Below are 17,210 nucleotides of genomic sequence, written 5' to 3'. Positions count from 1 at the left end.
CGACCGACGTTACTCGGCAGCGTCCGCCGCCGTCTTGCGCGGACGACGCGCGCGCGGTGCCGCCTTGCGGGCCGGCTTCTTCGGCTTGGCAGCGGCCGGCGCTTCCGCGGCCGCATCGGCATTCGCTTCGACCGGCGCCGCGTCGTGCGACGGCTGGGCGGCGGCAATCCCGCCACCGGCATCGCCTGCCGCCGGCCCGGCATGCGTCACCGTGACATGCCGCTCGTCGCCCTGCTCCGCGTCGCGATGCGCGTCGTCGGCATGCTTGCCGTGCGCGTGCTTGTCGCCGCCGTGCTTCGCCACGTCGTGGACGGCGTCTTCGGTCTTCCCGGCCGCGTGACGGCCAGCGCTCTTCGCGGCGGCGCCCTTCTTCGCGCCGGCCTTCTTCGCCGGCGTCTTGCGCGCGCGCTTGCGGCCATCCTTTGCCTCGCCATGCGTGTCGGCTGCTTCGGCCGTTTCCGCCGGCGGCATCATCGGCGCCACCTCGGCAACCTCGGCCATTTCCGCCTCGTCTGCTTCGACCTGCACGCTTTCGTGCACGACCGCTTCCGCCCGCTGCCCGCGACGTTGTGCATTGCGCCCCGCCCGCGCCGGCTCGGCCGCACGCGTACCGTGACCGTGGTGCGCGCCGCCGTGCCCGCCGCCTTCACCGCCCGCCGTGACGTGCTCCGCGGCCGACGACTGGCGTGCCCGCGACACGAACGCGCCCGACTTGTCGTCGCGCCCCACTTCGAGCAGGCCGCGCGCCTGCGCCTCGTCGAGCAGGTTGCCGAACGCGCGGAACCCGTAGTACGACTCGTTGAAATCCGGCTTGCGACGCTTGATCGCACTCTTGAGCACCGACGCCCAGATCTTGCCGACGTCGTCCCGCTCCGACGCCAGCGCGTCGAACGTCTCGACCGCCAGCGCGATCGCCTCGGCCTTGCGCGCGTCCATGTCGTGCTTGCGCGACGGCTCGTCCGGCCGCTTCGCGCCGCCGTTGCCCGCCCGCTGCTGCTGTTCGCGCTTCGCGAGCGCGCGCTGCTGCTCGCGCACCAGGTCGTCGTAGAAGATGAATTCGTCGCAGTTCGCGACCAGCAGGTCCGACGTCGATTTCTTCACGCCGACGCCGATCACCTTCTTCGCGTTCTCGCGCAGCTTCGACACCAGCGGCGAAAAATCCGAGTCGCCGCTGATGATCACGAACGTATCGACGTGCGACTTCGTGTAGCAGAGGTCGAGCGCGTCCACGACGAGCCGGATGTCGGCCGAATTCTTGCCCGACTGGCGCACGTGCGGAATCTCGATCAGCTCGAAGCTCGCCTCGTGCATCGACGCCTTGAAGCCCTTGTAGCGATCCCAGTCGCAATAGGCCTTCTTCACGACGATACTGCCCTTCAGCAGCAGGCGCTCCAGCACGGGCTTGATGTCGAACTTCTCGTACTTCGCGTCGCGCACGCCGAGCGCGACGTTCTCGAAGTCGCAGAACACGGCCATGCTGACGTTGTCCAGGGGTAATGCCATGTGTACTCCAACCGGTAGGCCGATGCGTTGTATGACGTAGCGGCGAAAAATGCATCGCGCACATGATAGCCGGTCGGCGCGTCATTCCCGCATCCGTGTGAATGAATGACGGCCGTAAGGTCCGTCCTGCCGCCCCCGGCGGCCTGGACTGGCGCCACAGCCGGTATGCCCGCTGCCGGTATGCCCGCAGCCGGTATGCCCCTTAATACACACCCGCCACGGCGGCAAATCGACATTACACTTGAGATATCGGTCGTCCGTCCCTATCTGGAAGGATGACGCATCGACCAAGGAGCGGTTTCATGACGACGAAGGTACTGCTGATTGGCGCGACCGGCCGAACGGGCCAGGCCTGCGCGGATCTGCTGCTCAAGCAGCCGGAGTTCGAGGTCACGGCGCTCGTGCGCCGGCACGGCTATGCGCTGGAGGGCGCGCGGGTGGTCGAGGCCGATCTGACGAACGATTTCTCGCATGCCTTCCAGGGCATCACGCACGTGATCTACGCGGCCGGCTCGGCCGAATCGGAAGGCGCGGCCGAAGAGGAACAGGTCGACCGCGACGCGGTCGCCCGCGCGGCCGAATATGCGCTCGCCTACAACGCGCAGAAGCTCGTGGTGATCAGCTCGCTGTCCGCGTACCGGCCCGAACTCGGCCCGGACGCGCTGCACCACTATTCGCAGATGAAGCGCGAAGGCGACGATCGCGTGATCGCATCGGGTGTCGACTATGCGATCCTGCGCCCCGGCCCGCTCACGGACGATCCGGGCGTCGGCAAGATCGCGCTGACCGACGCGTGGTTCGACGCCGCCCCGCCCGTCTCGCGCCAGGATGTGGCCTGGGCCGCGATCGAGGCGATCAAGCTCGGGATTTCGCGCAAGATCGTCGGCTTCGTCGGCGGCAGCGTGCCGATCGAGCAGGCATTGCGCGCATAACCGCCTCGCACGTGCCGCCCCGCGGCGCCTGCGTCGATCCGTACCTGCGGCCCGCACGACGGGCCGCGTTGACGCGCGGGGTGCCCGTTTACTGCTTCGGATGCGCGTCGGCCCACGCCTTCACGGCGGCGAGCGTGTTCTCGACGTGCTTGTCGGGCGACATGCTCGTGTATTCGTAGAGAATCTTCCCTTCCGGCGAAATCACGTAGGACACGCGGTTCGCCTTGTCGATCGCCGGCAGCTTCGCGTCGTATTCGCGGATGATCTTCGCGTCCGGATCGGCCGCGACCGGGAACTTGCTCCGGCACTCGCTCACCGAGAACTTCGTCAGCGTGTCGATCTTGTCAGCCGATACGCCGATCACCGTTGCACCGTAAGCCTTGTAACGGTCGACCGCGTCCGCGAACGCGTGCGCCTCGATCGTGCAGCCCTTCGTGAACGCGGCCGGGTAGAAATACAGCACGACCGGCCCCTGCTTCAGCGCGTCCGCGAGCGAGTACGTGTAAGTCTTGCCGCCCAGCGACGCCTGCGTCGTGAAATCGGGCGCCGCGGCGCCCGGCTTCAGTTCCGCCTGCGCCATCAGTGCATGGCCGGCCACCAGCGCCGCCACGGCGGCGCCCAGCAACAGTTTTCGCTTCATCTGCGTCCTCATTTCTTATAAAGTCAGCCGCGATGTAGGCCACGCCGGTGTTCGCCTGTCGAACACCCGCGTGGCCGATCCGGTCCAGCGGCAGCGCCATCCGCGGCCGGTCCGTTAAAGATTCCGTATCGCCTGCCGTTATTCCTTCCGGACAACCGGTTCCAGCCCTTCACGTCAGCGAGAAACATGGAAGCCAACAGGAAACAGACGTCACGCAAGGGCTCCTGGCGCAGCGCCTTGCATACGCTGCGCCGCTTCGCCTGGTCGGGCGGCGCGCTGATGCCCGCGCGCGCCGGCGCGCCGCGCCGCGACGACTCCGTGCGCAACTGGCTGGAACAGACGGTCGGCACGGTGGATTTCCTCGCCCATGTCGACCGCGAGCTGCGCTTTCTGTATGTATCCGACGCGAGCCTGCGCTTCATCGGCTACCACCGCGACTACCTGCACACGCTGACGCTGCGCGACCTGATCGCTGAACAGGATACCGCGGCGCTCGAAGGCCTGCTTGCGCGCGCCGCGCGTTCCGGCCAGGTCGAGAAGGCGACGATGTGCATCGTCAAGTCGCTCACCTACCCGCTGGACGTCGAGATTCGCGCATTCAAGAGCCGCCACCACGGGGTCGACGGGTTCGCGATCGCGGCGTTCGACGTGTCGTCGTGGCGCGCGCTCGAAGCGCGCCTGACTTACGAAATGCATCACGACCCGATGACGGGGCTCGACAACCTGTCCGCGCTCGTGCCCGCGCTGATGCGCGCGCAGCAGGCCGCCGACGCGGACGGCACCTGCGCGGCGCTGCTGCTGCTCGACCTCGACGACTACCAGCGGATCAACCGCGCCCTCGGCTACGACGCGGGCGACATGCTGCTGCGCGAGACCGCGCAGCGGCTGAAGGCAATCGTCACGCCGAACGAACGGCTCGCGCGCGTCGCGAGCGACAAGTTCGCGGTCGTGCTCGGCGCGCCGGACCGCACGCAGGCAAGCAATGCGGCCGATGCGCTCGCGCGCCGGCTGCAGGCCGCGGTGCGCGAGCCCTACGTGTACCAGGGGCAGACCGTGCACCTGTCCGCGAGCATCGGCATCGCGCTCTACCCCGACGAACGCGCCGTGCCCCATCGCGCGCAGCACCACAGCCCGCTGCTGCGCCGCGCCGACCACGCGCTCGCGCAGGCAAAGGCGTCGGGCGGCAACGCACTCGCGTTCCACGCGCCCGTCGACGATCCGGCGGATGCCGAACGGCTGAAGCTCGAAGCCGACCTGTACGACGGCGTGCGCAACGGCGAGTTTTCGCTCCATTTCCAGCCGATCACGCGCAGCCAGTCGGGCGCGGTGGTCGGCGTCGAGGCGCTGATCCGCTGGCGTCATCCGGTGCACGGGCTCGTGCCGCCGGCGACCTTCATTCCGCTCGCCGAATCGATCGGCCTGATCAACTATCTCGGCAACTGGGTGCTCAAGGCCGCGTGCATGCAGCTCGTCGCCTGGGATCGCCAGGGGCTCGCGCTGCAGTACGTGGCGGTCAACGTGTCGCCGCAGCAGTTCCGCGACCCGCGCTTCACGCAGAGCGTGCGCGAGGCGATCACGCTGACGGGCATCGACCCGCGCCGCATCGTGCTCGAAATCACCGAAAGCCTGCTGATGCACGATCCCGCGCATGCGAAGGGGCTGCTCGAGGAGCTGACCGATCTCGGCATCCGCTTCGCGATCGACGATTTCGGCACCGGCTATTCGAGTCTCGCGTATCTGCAGCGCTTCCCGCTCGCGAAGCTGAAGATCGACCGCAGTTTCGTCGAGAACCTGCTGACCTCGCGCAACGACCGCGCGATCGTGTCGGCGGTGGTCGGCCTCGCGCAGACGCTCGATCTCGAGCTCGTCGCGGAAGGCGTCGAGACCGAGGCGCAGCGCGAATTGCTGACGGAGATGGGCTGCAACCATATCCAGGGCTGGCTCGTCTGCCAGGCGCTGCCTTCCGAGGAGCTCGCGCGGCGCTTCGAGGCGCAGCAGCTGCACCTGCACGCCGCCGCCTGACGCGCGCGGCGAACCGGACAGATCCGTATGTCAATCACCGAACACCTGCCCCGCACCGCCTTGCTCGACAAGCTGTGGGCCCGGATGAACGAACGGGGCGATTTCCCGCTGCTGTCGGAATCGCTGCGCGCGACGATGGCCGCGATGAAGAACGACGACCTCGACTTCACCGCGCTCGTGCGCGTCGTGCTGTCGGACTTCGCGCTCACGCAGAAAGTGCTGCGGCTCGCGAACTCCGCGATGTACATGGCGTTCGGCGGCAACATCACGACCGTGACCCGCGCACTGATGGTGCTCGGCATGGACGCCGTCGGCCATCTGGTCGTCGGGCTCAAGCTCGTCGACCATTTCCACCACAGCACGCCGCGGCGCATCGACGCGAAGCTCGAACTGAACCGCGCGCTGCTGTCCGGCTGCGTTGCACGCAAGCTAACCGAGCGCGCCGAGCTGCGCGGGGGCGAGGAAGCCGTCGTCTGCACGCTGATGCGCCAGGTCGGCAAGCTGCTCGTGGTCTGCTATCTCGACAGCGAGTGGGACCGGATCCGCCGCCGCGCGGCCGAGCTGAACGGCGACGAAACGGCCGCCTGCGTCGATGTGCTCGGCGTCGGCTTCGACGAGATCGGGCTCGAGGCGGCCGCGCGCTGGCGATTGCCCGACGTGATCCGCGCGGGGATGGCCGACCACGAGCACCTGGTTCACGTCGATGCGTTCGGCAACGACGACGACGATGCGGACCATGCGACCGATGACGGCCCGGCCGACCGCGTCCGCTGGCTGCGCGCGATCAGCCGCTGCTCGACCGATGTCGCGAGCGCGCTCGTGATACCCGCGAGCCCGCAGCGCGACGCGCGCATCGCGGCGCTCGCGCAGCACTACGGCGCGGAACTCGACATGGAATCCGACGCACTCGTCGAGATTGCCGAGCGGCTCTCGCGCGAGGAAGCGAGCGACACCGTGATGCGCGAGATCGTCGAGCTGCGTGCGAACGCCGATGCGATCGCACGTGCTCAGGCCGAGCCCGAGGCGTGCCTCGAAGCCGGCCTCGCGGACCTGCGCGCGCTGCCGTCCGAGCACGTGCTCACCCCCGTGCTCGCGCTCGCATCGGAGAGCCTGCTGGCCGGCCTCGCGTTCACGCGCACCGTGATGTTCGTGCGCCACGACGACGGCATGTTCGCCGCGCGCCTCGGCTTCGGCCCCGGCGTCGATACGACGCTCGACCGGCTGCGTTTCGACGAGCGCTTCGAGCCGGACGTATTTCATCTCGCGATCTCGAACTCGGTCGGCATCTTCATCGAGCAGGCGCAGGAGCCGAAGATGCTCAAGCGCCTGCCCGCGTGGTATCTCGACGCATTCGACGACACGCGCGCGTTCGTGCTGCTGCCCGTGCGCGTCGGCACGACGACCGTCGCGCTGCTGTACGGCGACTGGGCCGGCGCGCAGCCCGCGCGCAAGATCACGCAGCAGGAGATGGCCGTGCTCAACGAGCTCGCGCGCGAACTGGGGCGGTTCTTTCCGGCCTGACGTGGCCGCCGCTTCCCTCGTCCTTTCCCGCCCCCAAAAACAAACCGGCCGCATCAGCGGCCGGTTTGCTTGCATCGTGCGATCGAACGTTACGCTTACTTGAGCGTCACGGGCACGCTGAAGTACTTCTTCGCGAGGTTGTCGATCGTGCCGTCGGCCTTCAGTTCCTTCAGCGCCTGATCGAGCGCGGTCTTCAGCGCCGCGTCGTTCTTGCGCAGGCCGAAGCCGACGCCCGAGCCGAGGATCTCGGCGTCGCTCACGGTACCGCCCGCGAACGCGAAGCCCTGGCCTTGCGGCTTCGTCAGGAAGCCCTTCGAACCGGCTTCCGCGTCCTGGAACGTCGCGTCGAGACGGCCCGACTTCAGGTCGGCGTAGGCCAGATCCTGCGTCTGGTACGGCACGACTTCGACGCCTGCCGGCGCCCACTTCTTCTTCGCGTACGCTTCCTGGATCGTGCCCTGCAGCACGCCGACGCGCTTGCCCTTCAGCGATTGCGGGGTCGGCAGCAGGCCGCTGCCCTGCTTCGCGATCAGCTGGTTCGGGATCGTGTAGATCGCATCGGTGAACGCGATCGCGTGCTTGCGCTGGTCGGTGATCGTCATGTCCGAGTTGATCGCGTCGAACTTGCGCGCCTGCAGTGCCGGGATCAGGCCGTCGAAGTCGTTCTCGACCCACACGCACTTCGTCTTCAGCTTCGCGCACACCGCGTTGCCGATGTCGATGTCGAAGCCGGTCAGCTTGCCGTCGGGCGTCTTGTATTCGAACGGCGCGTACGAGGCTTCGACGCCGAAACGGATCTCTTTCAGATCCGCTGCCATCGCGCTGCCTGCCGCCACGGCCGATGCCGCCACCACCGCATGCGCGGCCACTTTACGCCAATCCAACTTCATCAGGTGTTCTCCTCGATACTCGAATGTTCCGGAACTACGGGCGCATGCATCATTGCAGGGTCGGATGACCGCGGCAATGCTGCCACCGCGCCGTGATGCGGCGCAACAGCCGCAAGGCCGCGATTGTACCAATCCGCGCGGCCCGATATGGCAAAGCAGCCGCCGGCACGCGATGCTGCACTGCGTGCGCCGACGTCAGCCACACTGCCCGTCGAACTTGCAAGACGATGTCGCAAATACGCAAGCGCGCCTCACGGGCCGTCTGCGCGGCGTGCTGGCGTCATCTCAAAAATGGAATCGTTGCCGGGCGAAGCGCGGGCCGCAGGTCGCCGCGGCCGCGCGCAATCGGTCACCGTCAGACGAGCGCGGCGAGCGTGTCGTGCGTCGTGTCGACGACGAGCAGGCCCGCGCGCAAACCCGGCTTCACCGTCGGATTCGGGAACACGATGCGCTCCTCGTCGTGCTTCACCGTGTAGCGGTAGTCGCCGTCCTGCGCGAGCACCGTGCCGCGTGCAAACGCGGTGAAGTTCGCGACGTCGGCCGCGACGAACAGTTCCAGCGCGTCGCTCTGCTTCGTGATCTGGTCGATCACCGTGAAGACGCGCGGCAGCGTCGCGTCGGCATCACCCCTCGCCCCCGACACGAGCTTGCGTACCGCGCGGTCGGCCGGCGCGAAGCGCGTCAGGTCGTTCTGGCCGAACGGGCGCACCTTGCCGAGTTCCAGCGTGCACGCGAGCGCGCCGCAGTGCTCGGCGGTGAAATGCGAATACGTGTTGCCCTTCGCGGTATGCAGCAGCACGGCCGCGATGCGCGCGTCGCCGAGCCATTCGAACATCGTGCGCGTCGGCGGCATGCCCGTGTGCGGCAGCAGGGCGAACTGCTCGAACACCGATGCACGGATCGCCGTGTGCATGTCGATGTGCCAGCGCGCGGTGCCGGCCGGCGCGGCCGCGAAGAACGACGAAGCCGCCGCCTCGAGCTGCGCGGCACGCGGCGCTTCGCGGCTGGCGGGCACCTGCGCGTGACGGCCGCTGAACAGGCGGTTCAGGTCGTCGTCGAGATAGCGTTCGCCGGCACGCATCGCCGGCACGTTGCCGAGCACGACGAGCAGCCGGCACGCGAGCGGCAGCGCGCCCGATGCGAGATCGCGCACGAGCATCGACAGCAGCTCGATCGGCGCCGTCTCGTCGCCGTGCACGCCGGCCGACACGAGCACGCTCGGGCGCGCCGCGCCCGCAGCCGCGGCCGCGGCCGGTTCGAGCGCGAGCAGCCCGTCGCCGAGCCATTGCCAGCGCACGGCGCCGGCGGCGCAGGTGCCGTCCGTTACGGACGGCGCGCGACCGGTCAGCGTGAACGCGAGGAAGTCGTCGAGCAGCGCGGCGGCCATGCGGGAATCAACGCTGGAAGTCATACAGCGAACCGACGCGCAGGATCTGCGTGAGTTCGTCGAGCGCCGTGCGCGATTCGTCGAGCAACGCCGGATCGGCGAGATCGTCCGGTGCGAGGCGATCGCGATAGTGCCGGTCGATCCACGTGTCGAGCGACGCGAACAGCGTGTCGTTGATCCACACGTTCGACGTGACGGCCGCGCGTTCCGCTTCGTTCAGCACGACGCGCAGGCGCAGGCAGGCAGGGCCGCCGCCGTTCTTCATGCTTTCGCGCAGGTCGAACACGAGCACGTCGTGAATCGGGCCGTTGCCGGCCGCGAGTTCGTCGAGATAGGCCGCGACGTTCCCGTTCTCGCGGCATTCCTGCGGCACGACGAGCACCTGCGAACCGTCCGCGCGCGACAGCAGCTGGCTGTTGAACAGGTACGACGTCACCGCATCGTTCACGCTCACGGCCGCCTCGGGCACCTCGATCACGTTCAGGCGCGCGCCGCGTGCGTCGAGCGCAGCGGTCAGCGTGTCGTAGATCGCCTGCTTGTTGACGAACGCGCGCTCGTGCGTGAACAGCGTGTCGCGGTTGCCGACCGAGATCACGTCGTTGTGGAACACGCCCGCGTCGATCACGTCCGGATCCTGCTGCGCATAGACCGTCGCTTCTTCGGCAAGACCGTGGCGATGCGCGACCGCGCGGCTCGCCTCGAAGGTCTGGCGTGCCGGGAAGCGCTTCGGCTCGGGGCCGCGGCGATATTCCGCGCGGCCGTACACGAAGAACTCGATGCCCGGCTTGCCGTATTCGGCGCAGAAGCGCGTGTGGTTCGCCGCGCCTTCGTCGCCGAGTGCCGGCGTGCCGGTCAGCGCTTCATGCACCGCGAAATGCGCGGGATCGGCGAACAGCGTCGACAGCGTGCGGCGCGTCGCGTCGTGTTCGATCGCGCGATGCAGCTTGCTGCACAGGTTCGCCGGCGTGAAGTGCACGCGGCCATCGCTCGTGTCGGCCGACGGGCTGACGGTGGCCGCGTTCGCGGTCCACATCGCCGACGCCGAGCTCGCCGCGGCGAGCAGTTCGGGCGCCTGCTTCGCGGCCTTCGCGATCACGTCCGCGTCCTTGCCGGAGAAGCCGAGCTCGCGCAACAGGCGCAGCGACGGCCGCTCCTGCGGCGGCAGCACACCCTGTGCGAAGCCGAGATCCGCGAGCTGCTTCATCTTGCGCAGCCCCTGCTTCGCGGCGGCCTTCGGATTCGCGGCCGATTTTTCGTTGTTGAGCGACGCCACGTTGCCGAACGACAGCCCGGCGTAGTTGTGGGTCGGGCCGACGAGCCCGTCGAAATTGGCTTCTTGTGCGTTCATCGTCGTTCCCTCGATCAGAAATGCAGGCCCGGCGACAGGCTCGCGGGCAAGGTCAGTTGCGTGCTCTCCACCGACGCCATCGGAAACGCACAATAGTCGGCCGCGTAGTACGCGCTCGGACGATGGTTGCCCGAGCGGCCGGTGCCGCCGAACGGTGCGGCGGACGATGCGCCGTTGGTCGGCCGGTTCCAGTTGACGATCCCGGCACGGATGGTGCGGCGGAAGTGTTCCCACACCTTCGCGTCGTCGGCGAGCAGGCCGGCGGACAGGCCGAACGCCGTGTCGTTCGCGCGTTCGATCGCTTCGTCGAACGTCGCGTAGCGCACGATCTGCGCGAGCGGGCCGAAATGTTCTTCGTCGGGCAGGTTCGCGACGCCCGTCACGTCGACGATCGCCGCGTTCACGAAGCCGAGGCGCGGATCGCGCTGCGTCATCGCGATGATCGGCTTCGCGCCCTGCTCGACCAGGCGCGACTGCGCGTCGACGAGCTTCGCCGCCGCGCGTGCCGAGATCACCGCGCCCATGAACGGCTGCGGATCGGCGTCGAACACGTCGGCCGTGATCTTCGACGTCACGTCGGCGAAGCGCGCGAGGAAGCGGTCGCCGAACGCGCCCTGCGGCACGAAGATCCGGCGCGCACACGTGCAGCGCTGGCCGGCCGACAGGAACGCCGACTGGATCGTGTGATGGACGGCCGCGTCGATATCTTCGACTTCGCCGATCACGAGCGGGTTGTTGCCGCCCATCTCGAGCGCGAGCACGATTTCCGGACGGCCGCCGAACTGCTTGTGCAGCAGCGTGCCCGTATCGGAGCTGCCCGTGAAGAACAGTCCGTCGATCTGCCGATGATTCGCGAGCGCAATGCCCGTGTCCTTCTCGCCCTGCACGAGGTTCAGCACGCCGGCCGGCAGCCCAGCATCCTTCCACACTTCGACCGTCGCACGCGCGACGCCCGGTGCGAGCTCCGACGGCTTGAACACGACCGCATTGCCGGCGATCAGCGCGGGCACGATATGGCCGTTCGGCAAGTGGCCGGGGAAGTTGTACGGGCCGAATACCGCGACCACGCCATGCGGGCGGTGGCGCAGCACCGCGACGCCGTCGGCCATGTCCTGGCGCTTCTCGCCGGTGCGTTCCTGGTACGCCTGGATCGAGATGCCGACCTTCGCGGCCATCGATGCGACTTCCGTGCGCGCCTCCCACAGCGGCTTGCCCGTCTCGCGGCCGATCGCGGTCGCGATCGCTTCCTTGCGCTCGTTGAGCAACGCGGCGAAACGCTTGGCGATCGCGCAGCGCGACTCAAAGTCGAGCGCCGACCAGCCGGCGAATGCGCGGCGCGCGCTCGCGACCGCGCGATCGACGTCGGCCGCCGATGCGCTCTCGCCCTGCCATGCGATCTCGTCGGTGCCCGGATTGCGCGAAGCGAACACGGGGTCCGAGCCTGCGACCCAGGCGCCGTCGATGAAGAGTTCCGTCATGATTCGTTTATCCCTGTTTGACTTTGAGCGGCAGCACGCGGACCGGATCGCCGGCCTTCACGTCGAGCGCGACGGCATCGGCGGCCGACAGCACGAACGAACCGTTCGCGACCACGCCCGGCGCGACGCCGACGCGGAAATCGGTGAGCGACGTGTTCGACACGAGCGACTTCGGCGCGTCATCCCGTGCATCCGGCACGCCGATCGCGACCGGCACGACGACGCTCTCGCGCACCGTGCGCAGGTCGTTGACGTGGCATTCGAGCACGGGGCCCGCGTCGAAGATGTCGACGTGATTCTGGTAGCGCAGCCCTTCCGCCTCGAGCATCTTGCGGGCCGGCAGCGTGTCGCGGTGCGTGAGGCCGACTGCATCCTGTGCGTCCTGCGGCAGCAGGTCGACGTACACCGGGTAGCGCGGCATCAGTTCCGCGAGGAACGACTTGCGGCCGTGCGAGCTGAGATAGTCGGCCGCGTTGAAATCGATCTGGTAGAAGTGCGAACCGACGGCGCGCCAGAACGGCGACGTGCCGTCGTCGTCGAAGTGGCCGCGCAGTTCCGCGCAGATGCGTTCCGGAAAGCGCTCGCGGAACTGCGCGATGAACATGAAGCGCGAGCGCGACAGCAGGCCGCCCACGCCGCCCGTGCGATAGCGCGGGCTCAGGAACAGCGAGCACACTTCCGCATAGCCGGTCAGGTCGTGCGATATGTTCAGCGCGGACATCCGCGTCCACACGCCGAGTTCCTGGCTCGCGTGCACGACCGTGCTCACGCGATAGTTGTAGAACGGCTGTTCGAGGCCGACCTGCGTCTCGATCCCGCACACGCCCGCGATGTCGCCCGTCTTCGACTCTTCCATCACGAAGAAGTAGCCAGCCTCGCCGGCTGCCGCCTCGCCCGCGAGCGTGCGGCGCGTGCGCTCGATGCGCGCGGCGAGCGCGTCGCGGTCGGGCTTGAACGTGGTCAGGCCCGGCCCGGTTTCCTTCGCGAGCGACACGAGCGAATCGACGTCGCCCGTTTGTACGACCCGAACGACGATCATGCTGCGTCTCCCTTCAAATCTTCATCGTCGCGGCGGTGCAGCGGCACGCAGCGCACGACATCGCCATCCTTCACATCGAGCGCCGCGCGCACGTCGCTCGCGAGCGGTGCATCGGCTGCATCGCCCGGCAGGTCGGCCAGCACGCAGCGGAACGATTCGCCGCTGCCCGTCGACACCATGTACGCGACGTCGCCCTGCTGGTGCGCCGCTTCGCGCACGACGCGCTCGGCGCCGTGCTTCACGCACGCGGTGCGGTCGACCTGTGCGGTCAGCACCGGGCCCGCGTCGAAGATGTCGACGAAGCGGTCGGGCTCGAAGCCTTCCTCGAGATGGATGTCGTACGCGAGCAGCGCCGATTCGTTCGGCTCGCCGAGCACGCGCTGCGCGGCTTCCGGCAGCAGCGGCACGTAGAGCGGATAGGCCGGCATCACTTCCGCGATGAAGGTGCGGCTGCGGCCGCCCGACGCGATGTCGACGTCGGTGAAGTCGCGGCCGAAGAACTTGCGGCCCACCGCTTCCCAGAACGGCGATGCGCCGTTGCCGTCGCTCACGCCGAGCAGCAGCGTGAACACTTCCGGCGTGAAGCGGCGGCGGTTCGCGGCGATGTACATCATCCGCGCACGCGAGATCAGGTGCGCGGCCGCGTCGCCGCGCAGCGACGGATCGACGTAGAAGCCCGCCAGCCGGCTCTTGCCGGTCAGCTCGTGCGACATCGTGAGCGCGTGGATCTTGCGGTTCACGTGCAGCTCGCGCGACGCGTGGATCAGTGCGTCGTTGCGGAACGCGTAGAACGGTTCCGAGTAGCCGGCCGCGGCCACGATGCTCGCCGTGCCGAGCAGCTTGCCGGTCGTCGAATCCTCGAGCACGAAGAGGTAGAACTCCTCGCCGGCGAAGTCGACGTCCGCGCGAAACGAATCCTCGGAGAGCGCCACGCGCGCTTCGAGCGCCGCGCGGTCGTGCGGCAGCGAGTGCAGGACCGGCTGCGCGGTGCGCGCCATGTGCGCGAGCGCATCGAGATCCGTGAGTTTGCCGGGGCGAACAAATAGCATCGTCGTTCCTGTCTGCGATGGGCGCGCCGATCAGCGCGCGGTGGCTTCCTGTGCGGCGAGCACTTGTTCGACTGCCTTCTCGAAGCGCTTCATGCCTTCGTCGAGCAGGTCGAACGGGATCACCAGCGACGGGACGAAGCGCAGCACGTTCGGGCCGGCGATCAGCATGATCAGGCCGTTCTCTGCTGCTGCGGTGACGAAGTCTTTCGCGCGGCCGTCGAATGCGGCGGTGAGTTCGGCGCCGACCAGCAGGCCCTTGCCGCGCACGTCCTTGAAGATGCCGAAGCGCGCGTTGATGCGTTCGAGCGCGCCCTTCAGGCGCACGCTGCGTTCGCGCACGCCTTCGAGCAGTGCCGGGTCGCCGATCAGTTCGACGACCTTGTCGGCGATCGCCGACGCGAGCGGGTTGCCGCCGTAGGTCGTGCCATGCACGCCGACCTTGAAGTGCGCGGCCAGTTCGTTCGTCGTCAGCATCGCGCCGATCGGGAAGCCGTTGCCGAGCGCCTTCGCGGTCGTCAGGATGTCCGGCGTGACGCCCGTGTCCATGTACGCGTAGAACTGGCCCGTGCGGCCGACGCCCGTTTGCACTTCGTCGAAAATCAGCAGTGCTCCGTGTGCGTCGCACGCTTCGCGCAGAGCCTTCAGGAAGGCCGGATCCGCCGGGATCACGCCGCCTTCGCCTTGCACGGGCTCGACGATCACCGCGCAGGTTTGCGGGCCGATCGCGGCCTTGGCGGCTTCGATATCGTTGTACGGCAGGTGCTTGATGCCGGCCGGCACGGGGCCGAAACCTTCCGAGTATTTCGGCTGGCCGCCGACGCTGACCGTGAAGAACGTGCGGCCGTGGAACGACTGCACGAACGAGATGATTTCTGCTTTATCGGCGCCGTGGCGATCGAACGCGACGCGGCGGGCGAGCTTCAGTGCGGCTTCGTTCGCTTCCGCGCCCGAGTTCGCGAAGAATGCGCGGTCGGCGAAGGTCAGCGATTCGAGGCGCTTCGCGAGGCGCAGCACCGGCTCGTTCGTGTAGCCGTTGCCGATGTGCCAGAGCTTGCGGCTTTGTTCGTCCAGGACCTTCAGCAGTTCCGGGTGGCCGTGGCCGAGCGACGTCACGGCGATACCGCACGCGAAATCGATGTACTCGCGGCCGGCCGTGTCCCATACGCGGGAGCCCTCTGCGCGATCCGGCACGAACGGCGCGGGGGAAAATACCGGCACCATCACTTCATCGAATGTCTGGCGGTTCACGGTCGAGGTCGTCATGGTCGTTCCTTTCGGTTTCGTAAGAGGGTTCAACAGGATCAAGTTTAGGTAAGGGTGACGCAAGCGTCTTGCGGAATTGCGACGGGTTCTATCGGAAGCGGATAGATCGCTTTTATTTTGCCTTCCCGGCGGGGGGTGATGGGTTTGAGTGGCGGGATTTTGGGGCTTTTTTTGGTGGTTCGCTTGCGTTTGGCGTGAAGCACCTGTGATCGTGTCGGTCTATTAGTGTCGCCCCTGCGCGGGGCGGCGGTTACTTTTCTTTGTCTTGCCAAAGAAAAGTAACCAAAAGAAAGGCGCTCGGAGAACGCATGACTTCCCGGTGCCATGGTCGTCAGAGTGGATCGCGCCTAAGTGTCCGCGCCAGTCAGGAACCCGGAGTGGTTCGAGCAATGGTTCTGACACCTCCCACTACCCAACAGAGCGGTATACCACCCGCCAGCTCCATCCTCGCTGCGCTCGGCTGCAAGGTACTTCACGTCGCATTGCATGCGCTCGCTTACTTCTGCCGTCACACTTGCGGTCAATCAGTTCCAGCAATCACGCGCGAACACCCCTAATTCTACGAATCAAGGCGTGCCCTCATCCGTAAAGAAAAAGGGACTCAGCAAGCACTCTCGCACTCTCGCACTCTCGTGCACATGTGCACATGTGCTCACGCACGTTATCAAACACTCGCCGATGGCAAGCAGTCCGATAGGTATGAATGATGTGGGTAAAGAGAGAGCCTGGTTCGCTGCTGTATTGCGGGCAGAAGTATGCGAGCGCATGCAATGCGACGTGAAGTACCTTGCAGCCGAGCGCAGCGAGGATGGAGCTGGCGGGTGGTATACCGCTTTGTTGGGTAGTGGGAGGTGTCAGAACCATTGCTCGAACCACTCCGTGTTCGTGACTGGCGCGGACACTTAGGCGCGATCCACTCTGACGACCATGGCACCGGGAAGTCATGCGTTCTCCGAGCGCCTTTCTTTTGGTTACTTTTCTTTGGCAAGACAAAGAAAAGTAACCGCCGCCCCGCGCAGGGGCGACACTAATAGACCGACACGATCACAGGTGCTTCACGAAAAACAAACGCGAACCACCAAAAACGAAATCAATCCTTCCCACCGCGCTCAACCAGCGCGCCTCCACGCGGCTCCCCGCCACCGCCGGTCTGCTTCTCGAGCCAGGCTCTCCGATCTTCCCGCGGCGTCACGCCAAACCGTTCGCGGTACGCATTAGAAAAATGCGCAGCAGAAGAAAACCCACAAGCGAGGCTCACCTGCACAACCGACTTGCTGGTCCGCTGCAACTGAGTCCGGGCCTTGAGCAACCGAAGATTGAGGTAATACTTGGAGGGCATCGCCCCGAGATACTGCCGAAAGAGCCGCTCCAACTGCCGGCGTGAAACGCCAACCAGCTCGGCGATCTCATCGGTCGTCAAAGGATCTTCGACATTGGCTTCCATCAAAAGCAAAGCATCGTTCAACTGAGGGTGTCGCTCACCGGGCGCGGTAACAAAAGGAATCCGCTGCCGTTCCTCGCCACTGCGCAAAGTCCCGGCCCCAAGCGCATCGGCGATCCTCTCAGCGAGATCCGGCCCATGTTCCCGGCCAATCATGGCCAGCATGAAATCAACCGTAGCCTGCCCACCGGCACAGGTGGCCCGATCCCGATCGATCTCGAAGATCTGCTGCGTGACGATCGACCGCTCGAACTGTTCGGCGAACTGCTGATACGTCTCCCAGTTCACGCTCACGCGATACCCGGAAAGCTGCCCGGCCATGGCAAGCCACCACACGCCGTGGTGAATGCCAGTGACGATAGGCGTCCGCTGCCCCACCCTCGCGAGACTCGCGAGAAACAACCGATAGTCGGCAAACTGCTGAAACCGCTCCGACACGACGATGACCCAGTCGCACGCGATCGCATCGTTGAACGCCGCATCGGCATGCCACTGCGCACCGCCGGCGAGCGGCACCGGCCGCCCGTCCCACGAACACACCTGCCACCGATACAGCAGCCGCCCGTCGATCTCGTTCGCGAGGTTCAGCGCATCGACGATCGGACCCACGCCCGACATCGACACGGGCGGCAATGCAACGATCGCCACCTGCGTCGTGCGGGTGGCGCCTGCGGGACGAGACACCGGTACCACGGTT

At 66.9% G+C, this 17,210-nt stretch carries 13 protein-coding genes; 3 read left to right on the top strand and 10 right to left on the bottom strand.

The window, feature by feature from the left end; all coding sequences use genetic code 11:
* Positions 1-9: 9 nt before the first annotated feature.
* Positions 10-1,503 (bottom strand): NYN domain-containing protein, encoded by a 1,494-nt coding sequence (locus tag ACN8ZM_RS06135; RefSeq protein WP_420210761.1) that lies wholly within the window; start codon positions 1,501-1,503, stop codon positions 10-12.
* A 302-nt stretch (positions 1,504-1,805) separates the two neighbouring features.
* On the opposite strand from ACN8ZM_RS06135, the gene ACN8ZM_RS06130 reads away from it, so the two are divergent.
* A complete protein-coding gene (locus ACN8ZM_RS06130) occupies positions 1,806-2,435 on the top strand; it encodes an NAD(P)H-binding protein (RefSeq protein WP_043182089.1) in 630 nt (209 codons plus the stop codon).
* A gap of 88 nt (positions 2,436-2,523) precedes the next feature.
* Here the strand turns inward: ACN8ZM_RS06130 and ACN8ZM_RS06125 are convergent, their stop codons facing one another.
* Positions 2,524-3,075 (bottom strand): peroxiredoxin, encoded by a 552-nt coding sequence (locus ACN8ZM_RS06125; protein WP_011351468.1) that lies wholly within the window; start codon positions 3,073-3,075, stop codon positions 2,524-2,526.
* Positions 3,076-3,354: 279 nt separating this feature from the next.
* Between ACN8ZM_RS06125 and cdpA the strand changes: the two genes are divergently transcribed.
* Positions 3,355-5,097 (top strand): cyclic di-GMP phosphodiesterase CdpA, encoded by a 1,743-nt coding sequence (gene cdpA, locus ACN8ZM_RS06120; RefSeq protein WP_196249785.1) that lies wholly within the window; start codon positions 3,355-3,357, stop codon positions 5,095-5,097.
* Between the two features lie 27 nt (positions 5,098-5,124).
* Complete coding sequence (locus ACN8ZM_RS06115; protein WP_043182084.1) at positions 5,125-6,618, top strand: HDOD domain-containing protein; 1,494 nt, start codon at positions 5,125-5,127, stop codon at positions 6,616-6,618.
* Positions 6,619-6,713: 95 nt separating this feature from the next.
* Here the strand turns inward: ACN8ZM_RS06115 and ACN8ZM_RS06110 are convergent, their stop codons facing one another.
* From ACN8ZM_RS06110 to ACN8ZM_RS06075, 8 genes are all read right to left on the bottom strand, one after another.
* The gene (locus ACN8ZM_RS06110) at positions 6,714-7,508 is read right to left on the bottom strand and encodes an ABC transporter substrate-binding protein (protein WP_043182082.1); all 795 of its coding nucleotides are present in this window, start codon (positions 7,506-7,508) and stop codon (positions 6,714-6,716) included.
* Between the two features lie 355 nt (positions 7,509-7,863).
* Positions 7,864-8,919, bottom strand: coding sequence for a succinylglutamate desuccinylase (astE, locus tag ACN8ZM_RS06105; protein ID WP_420210760.1), 1,056 nt, complete (start codon positions 8,917-8,919; stop codon positions 7,864-7,866).
* A complete protein-coding gene (gene astB / locus ACN8ZM_RS06100) occupies positions 8,903-10,243 on the bottom strand; it encodes an N-succinylarginine dihydrolase (RefSeq protein WP_089450180.1) in 1,341 nt (446 codons plus the stop codon). Before astB ends, astE begins: the two co-directional genes overlap by 17 nt.
* Before the next feature lie 14 nt (positions 10,244-10,257).
* Positions 10,258-11,721, bottom strand: coding sequence for a succinylglutamate-semialdehyde dehydrogenase (astD, locus tag ACN8ZM_RS06095; protein ID WP_420210759.1), 1,464 nt, complete (start codon positions 11,719-11,721; stop codon positions 10,258-10,260).
* A gap of 7 nt (positions 11,722-11,728) precedes the next feature.
* A complete protein-coding gene (astA, locus tag ACN8ZM_RS06090; RefSeq protein ID WP_043182073.1) occupies positions 11,729-12,760 on the bottom strand; it encodes an arginine N-succinyltransferase in 1,032 nt (343 codons plus the stop codon).
* Entirely contained in the window at positions 12,757-13,809 is a 1,053-nt protein-coding gene (gene aruF / locus ACN8ZM_RS06085; RefSeq protein ID WP_043182071.1) for an arginine/ornithine succinyltransferase subunit alpha, read from the bottom strand. The genes astA and aruF overlap by 4 nt, the downstream gene beginning before the upstream one ends.
* Before the next feature lie 30 nt (positions 13,810-13,839).
* Positions 13,840-15,072: an aspartate aminotransferase family protein gene (locus ACN8ZM_RS06080; protein ID WP_043182068.1), complete on the bottom strand. Its 1,233-nt coding sequence runs from the start codon at positions 15,070-15,072 to the stop codon at positions 13,840-13,842.
* A 1,090-nt stretch (positions 15,073-16,162) separates the two neighbouring features.
* Positions 16,163-17,206 (bottom strand): GlxA family transcriptional regulator, encoded by a 1,044-nt coding sequence (locus ACN8ZM_RS06075; protein WP_043182066.1) that lies wholly within the window; start codon positions 17,204-17,206, stop codon positions 16,163-16,165.
* Between the last annotated feature and the right edge of the window lie 4 nt (positions 17,207-17,210).

The sequence above is a fragment of the Burkholderia aenigmatica genome (assembly GCF_048627025.1).
GTDB lineage: Bacteria > Pseudomonadota > Gammaproteobacteria > Burkholderiales > Burkholderiaceae > Burkholderia > Burkholderia aenigmatica.
Note: the sequence above shows the minus strand (reverse complement) of the source record. Positions and strands in the feature narration are given on the sequence as shown.